This is a genomic window from Nonomuraea sp. NPDC004580, from assembly GCF_040609855.1.
GTDB lineage: Bacteria > Actinomycetota > Actinomycetes > Streptosporangiales > Streptosporangiaceae > Nonomuraea > Nonomuraea salmonea.
This window is the reverse complement of the sequence record NZ_JBEXLH010000040.1, coordinates 1-18,141: the sequence shown is the minus strand read 5'-3', so window position 1 is coordinate 18,141 and position 18,141 is coordinate 1. Positions and strand designations below refer to the sequence as shown.

21 protein-coding genes are annotated in these 18,141 nt (G+C 71.3%); 13 read left to right on the top strand and 8 right to left on the bottom strand.

What is annotated here, in order from left to right; genetic code table 11:
• The first annotated feature begins 5 nt into the window (after positions 1 to 5).
• Together ABZW11_RS31450 and ABZW11_RS31445 are read left to right on the top strand one after the other, a co-directional pair.
• Complete coding sequence (locus tag ABZW11_RS31450; RefSeq protein WP_355424907.1) at positions 6 to 1,487, top strand: M48 family metallopeptidase; 1,482 nt, start codon at positions 6 to 8, stop codon at positions 1,485 to 1,487.
• A gap of 11 nt (positions 1,488 to 1,498) precedes the next feature.
• Entirely contained in the window at positions 1,499 to 2,584 is a 1,086-nt protein-coding gene (locus tag ABZW11_RS31445; RefSeq protein WP_355424904.1) for a glycosyltransferase family 4 protein, read from the top strand.
• Between the two features lie 3 nt (positions 2,585 to 2,587).
• Here the strand turns inward: ABZW11_RS31445 and ABZW11_RS31440 are convergent, their stop codons facing one another.
• From ABZW11_RS31440 to ABZW11_RS31430, 3 genes are read right to left on the bottom strand one after another with little or no spacing between them, the layout of a single operon-like run.
• Positions 2,588 to 3,445, bottom strand: a complete 858-nt coding sequence (locus ABZW11_RS31440) for a carbohydrate ABC transporter permease (RefSeq protein ID WP_355424901.1) — start codon at positions 3,443 to 3,445, stop codon at positions 2,588 to 2,590.
• A complete protein-coding gene (locus ABZW11_RS31435; protein WP_355424898.1) occupies positions 3,442 to 4,314 on the bottom strand; it encodes a sugar ABC transporter permease in 873 nt (290 codons plus the stop codon). The genes ABZW11_RS31440 and ABZW11_RS31435 overlap by 4 nt, the downstream gene beginning before the upstream one ends.
• The gene (locus tag ABZW11_RS31430) at positions 4,314 to 5,591 is read right to left on the bottom strand and encodes an ABC transporter substrate-binding protein (protein WP_355424895.1); all 1,278 of its coding nucleotides are present in this window, start codon (positions 5,589 to 5,591) and stop codon (positions 4,314 to 4,316) included. The genes ABZW11_RS31435 and ABZW11_RS31430 overlap by 1 nt, the downstream gene beginning before the upstream one ends.
• 209 nt (positions 5,592 to 5,800) lie before the next feature.
• On the opposite strand from ABZW11_RS31430, the gene ABZW11_RS31425 reads away from it, so the two are divergent.
• The gene (locus ABZW11_RS31425; RefSeq protein ID WP_355424892.1) at positions 5,801 to 5,950 is read left to right on the top strand and encodes a hypothetical protein; all 150 of its coding nucleotides are present in this window, start codon (positions 5,801 to 5,803) and stop codon (positions 5,948 to 5,950) included.
• Between the two features lie 103 nt (positions 5,951 to 6,053).
• Here ABZW11_RS31425 and ABZW11_RS31420 read toward each other — a convergent pair whose 3' ends face one another.
• Complete coding sequence (locus ABZW11_RS31420; RefSeq protein ID WP_355424889.1) at positions 6,054 to 7,805, bottom strand: AMP-dependent synthetase/ligase; 1,752 nt, start codon at positions 7,803 to 7,805, stop codon at positions 6,054 to 6,056.
• Positions 7,806 to 7,970: 165 nt separating this feature from the next.
• On the opposite strand from ABZW11_RS31420, the gene ABZW11_RS31415 reads away from it, so the two are divergent.
• From ABZW11_RS31415 to ABZW11_RS31385, 7 genes are all read left to right on the top strand, one after another.
• Complete coding sequence (locus ABZW11_RS31415) at positions 7,971 to 8,738, top strand: metallophosphoesterase (RefSeq protein WP_355424886.1); 768 nt, start codon at positions 7,971 to 7,973, stop codon at positions 8,736 to 8,738.
• Between the two features lie 49 nt (positions 8,739 to 8,787).
• The gene (locus ABZW11_RS31410) at positions 8,788 to 9,225 is read left to right on the top strand and encodes an SRPBCC family protein (RefSeq protein ID WP_355424883.1); all 438 of its coding nucleotides are present in this window, start codon (positions 8,788 to 8,790) and stop codon (positions 9,223 to 9,225) included.
• A gap of 1 nt (position 9,226) precedes the next feature.
• The gene (locus ABZW11_RS31405; RefSeq protein ID WP_355424880.1) at positions 9,227 to 10,408 is read left to right on the top strand and encodes an ArsA family ATPase; all 1,182 of its coding nucleotides are present in this window, start codon (positions 9,227 to 9,229) and stop codon (positions 10,406 to 10,408) included.
• A gap of 27 nt (positions 10,409 to 10,435) precedes the next feature.
• Entirely contained in the window at positions 10,436 to 10,939 is a 504-nt protein-coding gene (locus tag ABZW11_RS31400; RefSeq protein WP_355424877.1) for a hypothetical protein, read from the top strand.
• Positions 10,940 to 10,953: 14 nt separating this feature from the next.
• Positions 10,954 to 11,886: an ROK family glucokinase gene (locus tag ABZW11_RS31395; protein WP_355424875.1), complete on the top strand. Its 933-nt coding sequence runs from the start codon at positions 10,954 to 10,956 to the stop codon at positions 11,884 to 11,886.
• Between the two features lie 89 nt (positions 11,887 to 11,975).
• On the top strand, positions 11,976 to 12,686 hold the full coding sequence (locus tag ABZW11_RS31390) for an endonuclease/exonuclease/phosphatase family protein (RefSeq protein ID WP_355424872.1): 711 nt from the start codon (positions 11,976 to 11,978) through the stop codon (positions 12,684 to 12,686).
• An 89-nt stretch (positions 12,687 to 12,775) separates the two neighbouring features.
• Entirely contained in the window at positions 12,776 to 13,834 is a 1,059-nt protein-coding gene (locus tag ABZW11_RS31385; protein WP_355424869.1) for a hypothetical protein, read from the top strand.
• A gap of 25 nt (positions 13,835 to 13,859) precedes the next feature.
• Here the strand turns inward: ABZW11_RS31385 and ABZW11_RS31380 are convergent, their stop codons facing one another.
• Entirely contained in the window at positions 13,860 to 14,342 is a 483-nt protein-coding gene (locus ABZW11_RS31380) for a hypothetical protein (protein ID WP_355424866.1), read from the bottom strand.
• Positions 14,343 to 14,388: 46 nt separating this feature from the next.
• On the bottom strand, positions 14,389 to 15,147 hold the full coding sequence (locus ABZW11_RS31375; protein ID WP_355424864.1) for an alpha/beta fold hydrolase: 759 nt from the start codon (positions 15,145 to 15,147) through the stop codon (positions 14,389 to 14,391).
• Between the two features lie 162 nt (positions 15,148 to 15,309).
• On the opposite strand from ABZW11_RS31375, the gene ABZW11_RS31370 reads away from it, so the two are divergent.
• Positions 15,310 to 16,017 (top strand): lysophospholipid acyltransferase family protein, encoded by a 708-nt coding sequence (locus ABZW11_RS31370; protein ID WP_355424861.1) that lies wholly within the window; start codon positions 15,310 to 15,312, stop codon positions 16,015 to 16,017.
• Between the two features lie 67 nt (positions 16,018 to 16,084).
• Here ABZW11_RS31370 and ABZW11_RS31365 read toward each other — a convergent pair whose 3' ends face one another.
• On the bottom strand, positions 16,085 to 16,546 hold the full coding sequence (locus tag ABZW11_RS31365) for a MarR family transcriptional regulator (protein WP_355424858.1): 462 nt from the start codon (positions 16,544 to 16,546) through the stop codon (positions 16,085 to 16,087).
• Between the two features lie 81 nt (positions 16,547 to 16,627).
• On the opposite strand from ABZW11_RS31365, the gene ABZW11_RS31360 reads away from it, so the two are divergent.
• Both ABZW11_RS31360 and ABZW11_RS31355 read left to right on the top strand, forming a co-directional pair.
• Positions 16,628 to 17,053, top strand: a complete 426-nt coding sequence (locus ABZW11_RS31360) for a DoxX family protein (RefSeq protein ID WP_355424855.1) — start codon at positions 16,628 to 16,630, stop codon at positions 17,051 to 17,053.
• 41 nt (positions 17,054 to 17,094) lie between these two features.
• On the top strand, positions 17,095 to 17,226 hold the full coding sequence (locus ABZW11_RS31355) for a hypothetical protein (protein WP_355424852.1): 132 nt from the start codon (positions 17,095 to 17,097) through the stop codon (positions 17,224 to 17,226).
• Here the strand turns inward: ABZW11_RS31355 and mmuM are convergent.
• Positions 17,198 to 18,064, bottom strand: coding sequence for a homocysteine S-methyltransferase (gene mmuM / locus ABZW11_RS31350; RefSeq protein ID WP_355425064.1), 867 nt, complete (start codon positions 18,062 to 18,064; stop codon positions 17,198 to 17,200). The genes ABZW11_RS31355 and mmuM overlap by 29 nt on opposite strands.
• Between the last annotated feature and the right edge of the window lie 77 nt (positions 18,065 to 18,141).

The window sequence follows — 18,141 nt, the reverse complement described above, 5'->3', positions numbered from 1 at the left end:
GGCAGATGAGCGAACGACAAGACCCGGACGACCGGGGGACGAACCACCGCGATCCGCAGGAAGCCGACGAGGTGACCGAGGACGCACTGGCCGCCGTGGGCGCCGGACCCCCACCCGCCCCGATTCCCGGCCCGGCCACAGACCCACAGGAGAGCGACCCGGGACATACCGCCGGGAACGGCGGGAAGGAGCGCAGTCAAAGCCTGAGCGAGGGGAACGGCGGGGGGATGGACGAGCGGGGGGTGACCACGCCGGCGCTGCGCCGTCAGGCCGGCGTGGCGCTGGCGCTGCTGGGCATCGTGATCATCGCCGTGGCCGCGTTCACCACACCGTGGCACGTCCTGACGGGCGGCCCGCCCGACCCGGCCCGCGACTTCACCGCCGCCCAGATCGCCAGGGGAGAGGCGTTCGACGCGGCGACGAGCCTGCCGGGCTACCTCTCGCTCGCACTCACCCTCATCTTCGCCGGCCTGCTGGTGGCGACCCCGTTCGGGGCGAAGGTGCTGGGCGTGCTGAAGGGCCCGTGGTGGCTGCGGGTGATCGCCGGCACCGTGGTGATCACCGCGATCGTCGAGGCGCTCAGGTGGCCGCTCGGCATGTGGTTCGAGACGATCTTGCGCGAGTACGGCCTGTCCACCCAGGACTGGGCGGGCTGGACGGCGGACCGGCTGAAGAACCTGGGCGTGGAGACGGTCCTGCTCAGCCTCATGCTGCTGGTCCTGGTCGCGCTGGCCCGCCACGTGCGGCGCTGGTGGATACCCGCGGCGCTGGGGGCGTTCGCGTTCACGGTGGCGGCCTCGTTCGTCTACCCGGTGGTGTTCGAGCCGCTGTTCAACGAGTTCACCCCCATGCAGCAGGGCACGCTCAGGACGAACCTGCTCGACCTGGCCGCCCGCGACGGCGTGCCGGTGGAGGACGTGCTGGTGGCCGACGCCTCACGCAGGACGACGGCGCTCAACGCGTACGTGTCGGGCTTCGGCGCCACCCGCCGCATCGTCGTCTACGACACGCTGCTGCGGGCCCCGCAGCGCGAGGTGGAGCTGGTCGTGGCGCACGAGCTGGGTCACGCCAAGTACGACGACGTCCTGCACGGCACGCTCATCGGCGCGCTCGGCTCGGCGTTCGGCGCGATCCTGCTCTACCTGGTGTTCGACCCGCTGCGGCGGCGGACGAAGGTCACCTCGATCACCGATCCGCGGGCGGTCGGCGCGCTGCTGGGGCTGATGACGATCGGCGGGTTCCTGCTGGGCCCGGCGCAGAATCTGATCAGCCGGCACATCGAGGCCAGGGCCGACGTGCACGCGCTGGACCTGACGCGGGACCCGGCCATGTTCATCGCCATGCAAAAACGCCTGGCAACGACCAACATTTCCGACTTGACGCCAAATGCGGTGGAATATGTGCTCTATGCCTCCCATCCGTCAAGTCCCGAGCGCATCGCCATGGCCCGCGCATGGGCCCGGCTGAACGGCGTGCCCATCCCGTGACACCTTCCGGCGTGCTCTTCGTCACGAACGACTTCCCGCCCCGCACGGGCGGGATCCAGTCGTTCGTGCACGGGCTCGCGCTGCGCACGCCAGGCGTGACGGTCTACGCCCCCGCCTGGCCGGGCAGCGCCGAGTTCGACCGGCGCCAGCCGTTCCGCGTCGTGCGGCACCCCACCCGGCTCATGCTGCCTGCCCCGGCCGTCGCGCGCACGGCGGCCGGGCTGGTGGCCGCGCACGGCGTGCGGACGGTGGTGTTCGGGGCGGCGGCGCCGCTCGGCCTGCTCGCCCCGCGGCTGCGCGGGGCGGGCGCAGAGCGGGTGGTGATGCTCACCCACGGCCACGAGGCGTCGTGGGCGAGCGCGCCGGGCTTCCGCTCGGTGCTGCGCAGGATCGGCGGGCACGCGGACGTGGTGACGTACCTGGGGGAGTACACCCGTGCCAGGCTGGCCCCCGTCATCCCGCCGGGCAAGCTCGTCAGGCTCGCGCCGGGCGTGGACGTCGAGCAGTTCCAGCCCGCGGCGGGCGCGACGGTCAGGGCCCGGCTGGGCCTCGGGGAGCGGCCCGTGGTGGTGTGCGTGTCACGGCTGGTGCCGCGCAAGGGCCAGGACCGGCTCATCGCCGCCTGGCCGCAGGTGCTGCGCTCGGTGCCGGACGCGGTGCTGCTGCTGGTGGGCGGCGGCCCGTACCGGCGGCGGCTGGAACGGCTGGCGGGCGGGCACGAGTCGATCAGGTTCACCGGCACGGTCCCCGCGGCCGACCTGCCCGGCCACTACGCGGCGTCGGACGTCTTCGCGATGCCGTGCCGCACCCGGCTGCGAGGCGTGGACGTGGAGGGCCTCGGCATCGTGTTCCTGGAGGCGTCCGCGACCGGCCTGCCCGTGGTGGCCGGCCGGTCGGGAGGGGCCCCCGACGCCGTACGACCGGGCGAGACCGGCCTGGTCGTCAACGGCGAGGATCCCGGCGAGATCGCGCAGGCCGTCGTCGAGCTGCTCACCGACCCCCAGAAGGCCCGCAAGATGGGCGCGGCCGGCCGCGACTGGATCACCGGCGAGTGGACCTGGGACGAGGTCGCCGCCCGCTTCCGCGCCCTGCTTTAGCGCTCACCCCTTCGTCGAGCCCAGCGTGAGCCCGGCCACGAACTGCTTGTGCAGGAGCTGGAAGACGATCAGCGTCGGCAGCGCCACCAGTATCGACCCGGCGGCCAGCAGGTTGTAGTCGGTGAAGAACTGGCCGCGCAGGTTGTTCAGCGCCGAGGTGACCGGCAGCTTGTCGCCCGACGACATCAGCACCAGCGCCCACAGGAAGTCGTTGTACATCCAGGTGAACTGCAGGGTGCCGAGCGCCGCCAGCGCGGGCCGGCACAGCGGCAGCGTCAGCGTCCAGTAGCGCCGCCACACCCCGGCGCCGTCCACCAGCGCCGCCTCGGAGATCTCCTCGGGGATCGTGCGCATGAAGTTGGCCAGCACGAAGACGCAGAAGCCGAACTGGAACGCCACGTGGATGAGGACCAGCCCCAGGTAGGAGTCGTAGAGCGACTGCGAGTCCGACAGCCACGCGGGCAGCGGGACCAGCGTGTAGAGGGTGTAGAGCGGGGTGATGAGCACCTGCGGCGGCAGCAGGTTGCCCGCGGTGAAGACGATCAGCAGCGTCCTGCGCCCCGGGATGCGCAGCCGGGCGATCGCGAACGCCGTGAAGGAGGCCATCAGCAGCGTCACCAGCACGCCGGGCACCACGATGTACAGCGTGTTGAGGTAGTAGCGGGGCAGCTCGGCCTGCGTCCACGCCTCGGCGTAGTAGGTGAGCGTCAGGCTCTCCGGCAGCGAGAAGTAGCCGAGGCGGGCGGTCTCCTCGTACGGGCGCAGCGAGGCGTACACGGCGAGCACCAGCGGCAGCAGCCACCCCAGGGCCACCAGCGCGAGGAAGGCGTGCAGCAGCACCCGCAGCGGCCGCCACCTCATCGCTCCTCCCTGAACAGCTGCGACAGGTACGTGACGATGAACCCCAGCGAGATCACCAGCAGGATCACCGCGATCGCCGAGCCGAACCCGATCCTGCTGGCCTCGCCCACGATGTTCTCGGTGACCAGCACCGACAGCAGCTCCAGCCCGTTCCTGCCCTTGTTGATGGCGTAGACGATGTCGAAGGCCCGCAGCGCCTCGATGACCGTGATCACCAGCACGATCACGTTGACCGGGCGCAACGTCGGGAACACCACCCGGAAGAACGCCTGCCGCTCGTTCGCCCCGTCGATGGCCGCGGCCTCCTTCAGCGCGGGATCGACCGCCTTGAGCCCGGCCAGGTAAATGATCATGACGTAGCCGACGTGCCGCCACGCCGCCGCCACCATGACGACCCAGATGTTGACCGCGCGGTCGCCCAGCCAGTCCACGCTGAGCCCGGTCACCGCGTTCAGCACGCCGTAGTCGGAGGAGTAGACGAGCTGCGCGATGAAGCCCACCACCGCCAGCGAGAGCACGACCGGCATGTAGAGGGCGCTCTGGTAGAAGCGCGACAGCCGCAGCCGCCGGTCCAGCAGCACCGCGCAGAACAGCCCGAACGGCGTCGCCACCAGCCCCAGAAAGCCCAGCCACAGCACGTTGTTGCGGACCGCCGACCAGAACGGCGGATACTCCGCCGCCAGGTCGTGGTAGTTTTCCCCGCCCACCCACTCGATGGGCCCGATGCCGTTCCAGCTCGTGCCGGAGAGCCAGACGGAGGCCAGCGTGGGCCCCCAGACGAGGCCCACGTTGACGACGATGGCCACCCCCAGCCCGATGACCAGGATGGCCACGTCGCGGGCGGAGTAGCGACGGGTTGTGGCGGCCATCAGCGGAAGATGTTCGCCTTCTGCTTCTCGATGCCGGCCAGCAAGGGGTCGATCTCGTCAGGTTTGCCGACGAACGTCTGTAACGACGGGATCATCACGGTCGAGGCGAAGTCGGGCCTGGTGTCGCGGTCGAGGAACTGCGCGATGTGCGTGGCCTTCGACACCAGCTCGGCGCCGCGCTTCTGCAGCGCGCTGTAGCCGGAGGTGTCGGCCTTGGAGCTGGCGGCCAGCGTGCCGGGATCCAGCTTCGTGGCGATGTTCTGGGAGGACGCCTGCGCGAAGTGCTTGATCAGGGCCTTCGCGCCCTCCACGTTCTTCGCCTTGGCGGAGATCATGTAGCCGTCGATGGGGGCGTCGATCGAGTCGGTGCCGTACGCCGGGTTGATCTCTGGGAAGGTGAAGAAGTCCAGGTCGTCCCGGTCGGCCTCGGGGAACTGCTGGGCGACGAACATCCCGAGCAGGTACATCCCGGTCTTCTTCTGCGCCAGCGACTGCCCGGCCTCCTGCCACGTACGGCCCAGAGCGGCCGGCTGGTGGAACTCCATCAGCCCCCGCCAGGTGTCGAACACCTGCTTGACCCGGGGATCCGTCCACGACTCCTTGCCCGCCATGAGCGAGATGTGGAAGTCGTAGCCGTTGATCCGCATGTTGAGGATGTCGAACGTGCCCATCGCCGGCCAGCCGTCCTTGTCGGCGAACGCGATCGGCACGATGCCGTCCGCCTTCATCTTCCTGGCCAGCGCGGTGAACTCGTCCAGCGTCGCGGGCGGCTCGTAGCCCCGCTCCTGCCACAGGCTCTTGCGATAGAACACCGCCCACGGATAGTAGGTGAACGGGACGAAGTACTGCTTGCCGTCCACGCCCGTCGACTGGTCCTTGAACGCCTGCGTGTAGTCGCCGCCGATCTCCTGCCACACGTCCGAGATGTCCACCGCCAGGCCCTGCTCGGCGAAGAACTGCATCCGGTAACCGGCGAACCAGGTGAACACGTCCTCGGGGGTGCCGCGCAGGTAGCGGTTGATGTTCTCCTGGAAGGTGTTGTGGTCGACGGTGTTGATCCTGGTCGTGGCCTGGGTGAAGCCCTTGACCACGGTGTCCAGCGTCTTCTTGGGGATCTCGTCGGAGGCGTTCGAGCCGATGGTGACCGTGCCCCGTCCGCCGCCCTGACCGGCGGGCGGCGGGGCGTCCGAGCCGCAGCCGGCGAGGACGGCGGGGACGCCGAAGGCGGCGGCTCCCAAGATGAGGTTGCGGCGGGAGATCGGCGATGGTTGGTCCATGTGGGTGCCTCCTTGCCGGATTCCCCCGACTTCGCGCACTTTCCTTCATCGAAAAGGCCCCTTTTCGGACTGTCAACGGGGGCCGGCAGTTCGGGCGCGGGGGAGCGGGCCACACGGGCTCCGTCACCCTGATCGACGAGGTACGGGCGGAGCGCTATCAGGCACTGAAGTTCGACGGAGCATCGCAGGAGTGCGCCTACGGGGCGGCCGTGGCGTGGGGCGACTCGGCGGTGGTGCTGGTGCCGGACGACGAGGAGGGCGAACGCGACCAGGTCGTCCCGACGCTGCCCGGCGGCAACTGGCCGGTCGCCTTCTACGGCTCCAAGCTGGTCTTCGCCCCAGGGGCACCCCGCCGCTGACCGTGATCGTCCACGACCCCGCCACCGGCACGTCGGAGGAGGTCGCCATAGAGGGCGGCCCCGGCGACGTGGAAGGCGTCGGCGAGGCACTCGGCTGACGAACCTACGATCGGGAGTCGTAGATCGCGTCGATCTCGTCGGCGAAGTCGCGCATCACCAGGTTGCGCTTGACCTTGAGGGTCGGCGTGAGGTGGCCGCTCTCCTCCGTGATGTCCGCGTCGAGGACGACGAACTTCTTGATCTGCTCGGCCTTCGACACCATCGCGTTGGCCCGGTCGACGGCCCCCTGGATCTGCGCCAGCACCTCGGGGTCGGACTTGAGGCCGGCGACGGTGGCGCCTGCCGGCAGGGCCTCGGGGTCGAGGGTGATCAGGGCGGCGACGAACGGCCGCCCGTCACCGATGATCATGGCCTGGGAGACCAGCGGGTGCGCGCGCAGCGCGTCCTCAAGGGGGCCGGGCGCGACGTTCTTGCCCGCCGCCGTCACCAGGATCTCCTTCATCCGCCCGGTGATGCGCAGGTAGCCGTCGGCGTCGAGCTCGCCCACGTCGCCGGTGTGGAACCAGCCGTCGGCGTCGACCACCTCGGCCGTGGCCTCCTCGTTCTTCCAGTAGCCATGGAAGACGTTGCGGCCCTTGGCGAGGATCTCGCCGTTGTCGTCGATGCGCAGCGTGACGCCGGGCAGCGGCTTGCCGACCGTGCCGATCTTGTTGCCGCCCGGCATGTTGACCGAGACGGGCGCGGAGGTCTCGGTGAGGCCGTACCCCTCGAAGACCTCGATGCCGACGCCGCGGAAGAAGTGGCCGAGCCGGTCGCCGAGCGCGGAGCCGCCGCTGACCGCGGCGGACAGCCGCCCGCCGGTGGCCGCGCGCAGCTTCGCGTAGACCAGCTTGTCGAACACCGCCCGCTGCAGCCGCAGCCCGAGCGGCGCGCCGCCCGAGCTCTCCGCCTTGCTCCAGGCCACCGCGACGTCGGCGGCCCGGGCGAAGATCTTGCCCTTGCCGCCGGAGATCGCCTTCTGCTCGGCGGCGTTGTAGACCTTCTCGAACACGCGCGGCACGCCCAGCAGGAACGTCGGCTGGAAGTCCTGCAGGTCGGGGGCGACGTTCTTCATGTTGGGCGTGTGCGCCATGATCGCGCCCGCCTCGATGAGCACCACCTGGATCATCCGGGCGAAGATGTGCGCCAGCGGCAGGAACAGCAGCGCGGCCGGCTCCTTGCGGGCGAACATCGGCTCCAGCGGCCCGCGCAGCACGTTGAGTGCGGTGAACAGCAGGTTGTCGTGGGTGATGCGGCAGCCCTTGGGCCGCCCGGTGGTGCCCGAGGTGTAGACGACGGTGGCGAGGTCGGCGGAGGTGACCTGCTTCCTGCGCGCCTCGACGTCGGCGTCGGTGACGCCGCCGGTCTCCAGCGTGCCGTCCACCCGCCACAGCGCCTTGAGCTCGGGCGCGGCCTCCTTGACGGCCTGCTCGTGCCCGTCGAGCTCGACGAACGCCGCCTTGGCCGCGCTGTCGGCGATGATCCACCTGATCTGCTCGACGGAGGAGGTCTCGTAGACGGGCACGGTGACGGCGCCGATCGTCCAGATGGCGTAGTCGACGAGCGTCCACTCGTAGCGGGTGCGCGACATGAGCGCGACCCGGTCGCCGTGCTCGACGCCGGCCGCGATCAGGCCCTTGGCCACCTCGACCACCTGGTCGCGGAACTCGGCCGCAGTCACCACCGGCCAGCCCGACTCGGCCTTGCGCCGCATCACCACGGCGCCCGGCTCCTGCTCCGCGCGCCGGAAGACGGTGTCGGCCAGGCCGGCGGAGGCAGGCACATCGACCAGGACGGGGACGCTGTACTCGCGCACGAACTCAACTCCTCTTCGGGCTCCGCCTGGACGTTACCGCCTGAAGTTACGCGCCGGTAGCTCCGTCATTGAGGCGTTATGAAGGGCGTTTCACACGCTAGCAAGCCGAAGGCCGTCCTGCGGTGCGGCGCGGGCCCCGAGGAGACACCGCATAGGATCTGCCCCATGAGGGTCCACGTCGTCAGCGACGTCCACGGCAGGGCGGACGCGCTCGCCAGGGCGGGTGACGGCGCCGACGCGCTGATCTGCCTCGGCGACCTCATCCTGTTCGTCGACTACGACGACCACGCCCAGGGCATCTTCGCCGACCTGTTCGGCGCCGACAACGCGGCGCGGTTCATCGCGCTGCGCACGGCCAAGCGCTTCGACGAGGCCAGGGCCATGTCGGCGCGGCTGTGGGCGACGCTCGACGGCGACCCGCGCGAGCACATCGAGCGCAACGTCCGCGCCCAGTACGCCGCCCTGTTCGCCGCCATGCCCACCCCCGCCTACCTCACCTACGGCAACGTCGACCTGCCGCGCCTGTGGTCCGACTACGTCAGGCCGGGCCACCAGGTGCTCGACGGGCAGGTGGCGGAGATCGGCGGGCTGCGGTTCGGGTTCGTCGGCGGCGGGCTGCAGACCCCATACCGCACGCCGCACGAGATCAGCGACGAAGAGTACGCCGCCAAGGTCGAGGCCGTCGGCGAGGTCGACGTCCTGTGCTGCCACATTCCGCCCGCCCTGCCTGAGCTGCTCTACGACGTGGTGGCCAGGCGGTTCGAGCGCGGCAGCGAGGCCACGCTGGAGGCGATCAGGCGCACCCAGCCCCGCTACGCCCTCTTCGGCCACGTCCACAATCCCCTCCACGCGCGCGCCCGCGTGGGCCGCACCGAGTGCGTGAACGTGGGCCACTTCCGCAGCAGGGGCGTCCCGTACGTCCTCGAATGGTGATCTGGGCCCTTACGCCGCCACCGGCGGATTGTGCACTAACGTGGTCGCCATGGCTGATCGGACCACTTCGAGCACCACGATCGGCGCCGGGCGCGCCGACGTCATGGCGGTCATCGCCGACTTCCCCAGCTACCCCCAATGGGCCGGCCAGGTCACGAGCGCCGAGGTCCTGACCAGCGACGATGCCGGCCGGCCGAGCACCGTGCGGTTCACGCTCGACGCCGGGCCGATCAGCGACACCTACACGCTCGGCTACACCTGGCAGGGCGACGAGGGCGTGAGCTGGCAGGTGGTCGAGCCCGGCAAGATGGTCTCCGACCTGCGCGGAAGTTACCGGCTCTCCGAGTCGGGCAGTGGCACCGACGTGACGTACGAGCTGACGGTCGACCTCAGCGTCCCCATGATCGGCATGATCAGGCGCAAGGCCGAGAAGGTCATCGTGGACACCGCGCTCAAGGGCCTCAAGAAGCGCGTCGAAGGCCGCTGAGGTGCACCTGCGGGTTCTGCTCTTCACCGGCAAGGGCGGGGTGGGCAAGACGACGGCCGCTGCCGCGACGGCCACGCTGGCCGCCCGCCGCGGGCTGAAGACGCTGATCGTGTCCACCGACACGGCCCACTCGCTGGCCGACGCGCTCGCCGCCGAGCCCGGCGAGATCGCGCCCGGCCTGCACCTGCACCAGGTGGACACGCAGAAGTCGATGGAACGCCACTGGGGCGAGCTGCGCGACTACGCACGGGGCGTGCTGGCCGAGCTGGGCCTCGACGAGATCACCTCCGAGGAGATCACCGTCCTGCCGGGCGCGGAAGAGCTCATCGCCCTGCTGGAGCTGCGCCGCCACGCCCGCGACGGCTGCTGGAACGTCATCGTCGTCGACTGCGCGCCCACCGCCGAGACGCTGCGGCTGCTGGCGCTGCCCGAGGCGCTCGACTGGCACGTCAACCGGCTCATGCCGGTCGGACGCCGGGTGCTGAAGCTGGTCTCGCCGTTCGTCCGCGGCGTGGCCCGCGTCAGCGCGCCGGGCGACGACGTCATGAACGCGGGCGAGCGCTTCCACCGCGGCCTGATGGAGGTGCGCGAGCTGCTCACCGGCGACCACGCCTCCGTGCGGCTCGTGCTCACCCCCGAGTCGGTGGTGCTGGCCGAGGCCAGGCGCACCCTGACCTCTCTCAGCCTGTACGGCTACCGCGTCGACGCCGTCATCGCCAACCGCGTTTTCCCGGACGGCGACGGCGCCGACGAGTGGCGCAATGGATGGGTGGAGGCCCAGTCGAGGCTGCTGGCCGAGGCCGAGCAGTCGTTCGCGCCGCTGCCCGTCCACGTCGTGCCCTACCTGCCCGCCGAGCCCGTCGGCAAGGACGCGCTGGCCGAGGTGGGCGCCGCCATGTACGGCGACGCCGACCCGTTCGCCGCCCACTCCGTACGCCCGCCGCTGCGCATGAGCGCCGACGAGCTGGAGCTGGCCCTGCCCGGCGCCGACCGGGAGAACGTCGACCTGGCCCGCAAGGGTGACGAGCTGATCGTCACGGCGGGCCCTTACCGCAGGATCCTGGCCCTTCCCGCGGCGCTGGCCCGCAGGGAGATCAGCGGAGCGGCGCTGCGCGACGGTGTGCTCCGCGTCACGTGGTCCGCCGAGGGAGCGAATCCGCGACCTGATGAGTTGAATGGATGAGCGACCCCACGAGCTTGGAGGACCAGGATGAGCGAGAACAGTGACAGGAACGGCAGAGACACCCATAGAGACGCCCAAAGGGAGACCGGGCGAGAGACCCCCGGCCAGGCCGACCGTGACCCGATCGGCACGGTGGCCGACGAGGCGCGCAAGCTGTTCGACTCGCTTCAGGGCCGGGCGACCCGCCAGGTCGGCAAGAGCGTGTTCGACTCCTTCACCGGCTCGCTGTCCGGCGCGGTCGGCGGCCGCTCCCGCAGGGAGCGCGACGTGTGGGAGGAGGCCGTCTCCGAGCCCCACGACGAGTACATCTGCCGGGCCTGCCCGGTGTGCCGGGCGATCGCGGCGCAGCGCGAGTCGGGCGGCGACGTGACCGGCCACCTGGTGGCCGCCGGCGGTGAGCTGTTCGCCGCCTTCCGCGGCGCGCTCGACGCGCTGAGCAAGCCCGCCCCCCGCGGGCCCCGTGACCGGCGCGACACACAGCGCGAGGACCGCGACAATCGCGACAACGTTCAGCACATAGATCTGGGATAGGGAGACACGCGGCAATGCTCACGATCGGTGTCGACATCGGCGGGACGAAGGTGGCCGCCGGTGTGGTCGACGACAACGGCGAGATCGTCGAACACACGCTGAGGCCCACCGCCGCCGACCGCCCCGACAAGGTGGCGGAGACGGTGGCCGACGTCGTTCGCGAGCTGTCCGAGGGCCGGGACGTCGAGGCGGTCGGGGTCGGCGCGGCCGGCTTCGTCGACGAGAGCCGGTCCGTCATCCGCTTCGCGCCCAACCTCGCCTGGCGCGAGGAGCCGCTGCAGAAGAAGATCAGCGGCCTCGTCGGCCTGCCGGTCGTCATCGAGAACGACGCCAACGCCATGGCATGGGGCGAGACCAGGTTCGGCGCGGGCAGGGGGCAGTCCCACGTCGTCTGCCTGACCCTCGGCACCGGCATCGGCGGCGGGCTCGTCTTCGACGGCGCCCTCTACCGCGGCCGCTGGGGCATGGGCGCCGAGCTGGGCCACATGCAGGTGCAGCCGGGCGGGCGCGAGTGCGGCTGCGGCAACATCGGCTGCTGGGAGCAGTACGCCAGCGGCCAGGCCCTGGTCAAGGAGGCCAGGGAGCTGGCCGACGCGCAGCCGGAGCGGGCCGCCACGCTGCTCGGGCTGGCCGGCGGCAAGATCGAGGGCGAAGAGGTCACCGAGGCCGCCAGGCTGGGCGACGAGGTCTCCCTGGCCGCCTTCGCCAACCTGGCCGACTGGCTCGGGCAGGGCATGGCCGACCTCGCCTCCATCCTCGACCCCGGCTGCTTCATCGTCGGCGGCGGCGTGTCCCGCGCCGCCGACCTGTTCATCGACCGCGCCAGACAGGCGTTCGCCGAACGCCTCACCGGCCGCGGCCACCGCCCTCTGGCCGAGATCCGCCTGGCCGAGCTGGGCGCCTCGGCCGGCGTCGTGGGCGCCGCCGACCTCGCCCGCCGCCGCTAGCCCCTGCGGTCCGTGATGACCTCGCCAGCCGGAGCCAAGGCCCGGCGACTCGTCATGTCCTCGCCGGGCGGGGCCGAGGCCGGTGGCCTGTGACGGTCCCGGCGCACGTCCGGGTCGGGACGTACAACCTGCATGGGATGCGGGCCGGGCCGGCCGCGCTCGCGCCGGTCGTCGTCGCGCTGCGCGCCGACGTGCTGTGCGTGCAGGAGGCGCCGAGGTTCGTGCGGTGGCGGGCCAGAAGGGGCGCGCTGGCCGCCTCGGCGGGGCTCGCCGTCGCCACCCAGGGCAGGGTGGGCGGCGTCGCCGTGCTCACCGGGCCGCGCATGCGCGTGCTGCACGCCGAGCACCACGCGCTGCGCCCCTTCCGGGGGCTGGAGCGCCGCGCCCTCGCCCTGGCCGTCGTGGAGCCGATCAGGGACGGGGGCCGGCTGGTGGTGGGGTCGTTCCATCTCGACCTGGACGAGGCGGCGCGGGCCTACCACGTCGAGGAGATCATCGCCCTCATGGAGGACGCCGCCGCACGGCACGACGCCTCCATCGTGCTCGGCGGCGATCTCAACGAGCAGGACCACCAGCCGGCCTGGCGCCGCCTGGCGGCGCGGCTGGCCGACTGCCACGCCGAGGCGCCGGCGGGCGGCGGGCCGACGTTCAGGTCACCGCGCCCGCGGCTGCGCATCGACGCGGTCTTCGCCGCCCGCGAGATCGCCGTCGTGTCGTGCGGAGTGCCGCTCACCGGCACCGATCAGGCGGGCGCGAGTGACCATTTCCCGGTCGTGGCGGAGTTGAGAGTTGGGCACTAACGGGCAAGACAGGCGCGTGAGCCCGTAGCATTTCCCTCATGACCCGTCGCTCTCAGCGGCGTGCGCTCTCTCTGATCTTGGCGACGTCCGTGGCCTTGACGCAGGTCACGCCCGCCGCGCATGCCGATCCCCGGCCCGCCGCCGAAGCGTGGCAGCAGTCGACCAGCGTGCGCCTCCAGGCCGACGGCTCGTTGTCCGACGTGCTCGCGATCACCGCCGACAACGTCTGGGCGGTGGGCCAGCAGGAGATCTGGGACGTCTGGAAGAACCGCGGCACCATCCGCCACTGGAACGGCAGCAGGTGGGCCGAGATCGGCATCCGCGACGCCACGGCCGCGGGCAGCCTGCGCAGCCTGGCCGCCGCGTCGGCCTCCGACGTCTGGGCGGTCGGCGACGGGCACGACGGCCTGCCCTACCTCGCCCACGGCGACACGGCCGGGTTCGACCGGGTCAGGCCCCAGGGGCTGCGCGCCGGCGACTGGCTCGGCGGCATCGACGCCAAGCCGGGCCGCGTCGTGGCGGTCGGCAGCCGCGAGAAGAACGGTCTCATCCTCACCGGCCAGGGCAACACCTGGACGGTGCAGCAGACCAAGGAGAAGGGCGCACTCTACGCGGTCTCCGGCGGGTTCGCGGTCGGCGACACCGGCACCAGCCCGCTGGTCGTCCACTACTCGGGCGGCTCGTGGAAGTCGATGACGCTGCCCTCCGTCCCCGGTGGCTACCTGCGCGACATCCAGGTCGACAGCTCCAAGCGGGCGGTGGCCGTGGGCGGCGTCTACCGCGGCCCCGGCGACATCTCGCCGCTCGCGCTGGTCTGGAACGGCAAGCGCTGGAGCCGCCTGCGGCTGCCCGGCTCGTCGGAGGCCAGGCTCTACGGCGTCACCGGCGACGGCAAGGGCCGCTACTGGATGACCGGCTACGACCCGGCCCACGCCGCCGTGCCGTTCATGCTGCGCTGCGAGAAGGGCTCCTGCACGATCGTCCGCGGCACCACCCAGAAGGACCGCGACAGCGTACGCCTGCAGGCCGTCACCTACCTCGCGGGCAAGGGCACGGTGTGGGCGGTCGGTCACGCGGTCGACCCCGACGACCAGTACACCGACGTGGTGGAGTCGTTCGTGCCCAGGACCAGCACCCAGAAGTCCTAGTCCCGGGCCCGCAACCCCTCAGCGCTCACAGGACGGCGCCGTCGTCCCAGCCCGAGTCGTTGGGCGGGCCGTCGCCCATGCGCACGACCAGCGCCACGAACCCGCCGATGAACGCCGCCACCGCCGTGAACAGCGCCCACCCCTCCATGTGCCAGCTCGCCATGGCCGCCACCAGGAGATAGGCGGGACCGCCGAACAGCGCGACCCACGCCAGCTTGGTCGCCAGGTCGAGCTTGGGCAGCGGAGGCGGCGGCGGAGGCACGAAGTGGCCCTCCTCCTCGTCCTCGGACTCGGAGCCCTCGCCCGTGCTGTCGTCGGCGCCGTCGCGCGGCGGGCCGTCGTCATCGCCCGGCTCGCCCTCGGGCGGCTTGACCACCCGGCGGGTCGGTTCGGCGGGGAGGTTTTCGCTGTCCGGCCATGGCTGGTCGGCCGAATCGCGCTCGGCTGTGTCGTTGAAGGACGCGACGATCTGCCGCCAGACCTCGTCCTCGTCACTCTGGGGCGTCACCTAGATAGGCCTCTCCGCAGCGATCGCGACTTCCCCCTGGGTGCGATCAGTCCCTCTGCAAGGGTACCGAGGCATGTGTCCGGATGAAGTCGAGGCTCCCGGCAAAGATCCTGTCGGCATCGTTGTCCAGCGTCGCAACATGGTAGCTATCGGTAAGCTCCTCGATCGTGGCCTGCGGGACCTTCGCGCGGATGATCGCGACACTCGTCGGCTTCACCACGTGGTCCTCCGTGCTGTGGAAGACCAGCAGCGGTTGTGTCACCTTCGCCAGGTCGGCCTGCACCAGCGACCACAGGCCCGGCAGCGAGGCCGCCGCCTTGACCGGGGTGCGCGTGTAGGCCAGCTCCGTCACGCCGGGCTTCTTGACGTCGTTGGCGACGCCGGGCACGGACGCGACGAACCACTTGAGCAGCGGGGCCAGCCTCAGCAGCGGCACGTCGAGCGCGATCGAGGGGTTGACGACCATCACGCCCCTGATCGCCGCGCCGTGCACCTCGGCGAGTCGCAGCGCGAGGCAGCCGCCCAGCGACAGCCCCGCCACGAACACCTCCGCGCAACGGCCCTGGAGATCGGCGAACGCTTTCTCCACCTCGGCGTACCAGTCCTCCCAGCGGGTGCGGTTCATCTCCTGCCACCTGGTGCCGTGACCGGGCTGGCGGGGCAGCGTAACGCTGAGCCCGTGCCCGGCCAGGTATTCGGCCCACGGCCGCAGCGACTGCGGCGTGCCGGTGAACCCGTGGCACAACAGCACGCCCACCGGGCCTGCATCATGGTGGTAGGGCTCCGCGCCTGGCATGAGCGGCATAACAGCTCCTCCGTGCTGTTTCATTCCGGCAATTTCTGCCGGAACGGCCCGATCGTCGCACGTTCTGGGGTAATTGTGCGAGAGGTGAGGTAGGAGCATGGCCCGCTAGGTGGGAAGATGACTCTGCCGATCTCGACGACGTGAGCAGGGAAGAGGTGCCAGGTGTTCTACTGGGTGGTCAAGGCCATCTTGGGGCCGTTTCTCCACCTCGTGTTCCGGCCCTGGACCGAGGGCGCGGAAAACGTGCCCAAGCAGGGGCCCGCGATCCTCGCCGGCAACCACCTGTCCTTCGCCGACCACTTCTTCGGCCCGCTGCAGATTCGCCGCAAGGTCATCTCGCTCGGCAAGGCCGACTACTTCACCGGCCGCGGCGTCAAGGGCTTCTTCACCCGCCTGTTCTTCAGCGGCGTCGGCACCGTGCCCATCGACCGCTCGGGCGGCAAGGCCAGTGAGGCCGCGCTGCGCACCGGGCTGCGCATCCTGCGCGAAGGCAACATCCTCGGCATCTACCCCGAGGGCACCCGCTCGCCCGACGGCCGCCTCTACAAGGGCAAGACCGGCGTGGCGCGGCTCGCGCTCGAGTCGCGGGTGCCGGTGATCCCGTGGGCGATGATCAACACGTACGAGATGATGCCGCCCGGGCGCCCGCTGCCCAAGCTGGGCATCCGTCCCGGCGTGCGGTTCGGCAAGCCGCTCGACTTCTCCCGCTACTACGGCATGGAGGACGACCGGCTGGTGCTGCGCGCGGTGACCGACGAGATCATGTACGCGCTCATGGAGCTGTCGGGCCAGGAATACGTCGACAAATACGCCGCGAGCGCCCGCGTCGAGATGGAGCGCGCGGCCCGCGCGGCGGCCGCCAAGAGCTGAGGACCGAAGCTGAGGACCGAAGCTGAGCTTAGGGCCGAAGTTGAGGGCCGGAGCTGGGGGAGGCCGCTCACGCGGAGGAGCGTAAGGCCTCCTCGGCCCTGCGCATGGCGCTCGTCATCGCCTGCAGCTCCTCCCGGCTGAGCCGGTCGATGAGGTACGCCCGCACCACCTCCAGGTGACCGGGCGCCACCCGCTCCAGGCAGTGCACGCCCGCCTCGGTGAGCACGGCCAGCACGCCCCTGTCGTCCGACGGGCACGTCTCCCGCTCGACCAGCCCCGCCTTCTCCAGCTGGGTCACCTGGTACGTCAGCGCGCTCTTCGACACCACCACCCCCCTGGCCAGCTCGGTCATGCGCAGCCTGCGGCCGGGGGCGGCGGAGAGCCGCACGAGGATCTCGTACTGCGGGTGGGTGAGCCCGGCAGAGGCTTTGAGCTGCTCTTCAATGCGCCGCTCAAGCAGGTGGGAGGTGGCCAGGAAGGCGCGCCATGCGGCCATCTCCGTCGAGTCCAGCCATCGGGGGTCCGTCACCGACTCAGTGTACTGTCGTTCGAATTTGAACCATCACTGCTAGAGTTGTCGTTCACATCTGAACATCGAGAAGGAGCACGCATGGTGGATCAGGGGCGCCCCGTCGTCCTGCTGCTCGCCAGGGTCGCCGTCGGGGTGATCTTCCTGGTGCACGGCTATCAGAAGTTCGCGACCATGGGCATCGAGGGCACGACCAAGTTCTTCGAGTCGGTGGGCATCCCGCTGGCCGGCGTCGCCGCGCCCGCCGTGGCCGCGCTGGAGGTGCTCGGCGGGCTCGCGCTGATCCTCGGCGTCGCGCTGCCCGTCGCCGGGTCGCTGCTGGCCCTCGACATGCTCGGCGCCATCGTCTTCGTGCACGGCGCCAACGGGCTGGCCGGCGAGGGCGGCTACGAGTTCGTCCTGGCGCTGGCCGCGGCCAGCCTGGCGGTCGGCTTCACCGGCGGGGGAGCGTTCGCCCTCGACAACGTGCTCCTGCGCCGCCGCCGCACCGCCCCCGCGGTCGCCTGACCGGCTGAAGAGCCCGGCGCCGCGTCGTAGCGGGGCTGGCGGTGAACGTGGCGGGGCGAGTGCTGCCGTCGTTCGCCGACGTCGGCATGCCCTACCCCGTCTACGCCGCCGGGCTGACCGGCGCCCTGCTCACCGGCTGGTGGCTCAGGACAGGTGGGCGCGGATCTGCCTGACGTACTCCGGCGTCGTGCGGCAGCAGCCGCCGATCAGGGACGCGCCCGCCTGCTGCCACTCCTTGGCCGCCTGGCCGAACTCCACCGGGTCGGCCAATCCCGTCCAGCGGCGGAGCCCGGCGTCCCACGTCTCGCCCGAGTTCGGGTAGACGACCACGGGCAGCCCGCCCGACAGGCAGCCGATCAGGCCGGGGATGTGGCGCGGCGCCGTGCAGTTCGCGCCCACGGCCACCACCTGCGGGTTGCCGCCGAACACGGCCGCCGCCCGCGCGATGGGCGTGCCGTCGTTGAGCCGCTCGCCGTCGCGGCACGAGAAGGCCACCCACGCCTTCACCTCGGGCGTGCCGGCCAGCAGCCGGGCCAGCGCCCGCGCCTCCGGATAGGACGGGATGGTCTCGCAGGCCAGCAGGTCGGCCCCGGCCGCCGCGAGGATCTCCCAGCGGGGGCGGTGCCAGGCGTACAGGCCGTCCTCGTCGAGGTCGTAGTCGCCGGTGTACTCGGCGCCGTTGGCCAGATAGGCGCCGTACGGGCCCACCGAGGCCGCCACCAGCCCGCGCCCGTGCTCGTCGCGGGCCTGCGCCGCCAGCTTCACCGACAGCCGCAGCAGCCGCTCCGCCTCGCCGGCGCCGAGCCCGCGCCGCTCGAACCCCGGCAGCGTCGCCTGGTAGCCGGCCGTGGTCGCCACGTCGGCGCCCGCCGCGAAGTAGCACGCGTGCGCGTGCCTGATCAGCTCGGGCTCCTCCAGCAGCAGCCGCGCCGACCACAACTCGTCGCGCAGGTCGGCGCCGAGGCTCTCGAGCTGGGTCGCCAGCCCTCCGTCCAGGACAAGTGTCGTCACCCGTTCAGCGTACGCAGCCGCGGCGGCCAGGGCCGCCGGCCCGAGCCCCAGCTCGCGGGTGCGGGCGAGGACCGCGC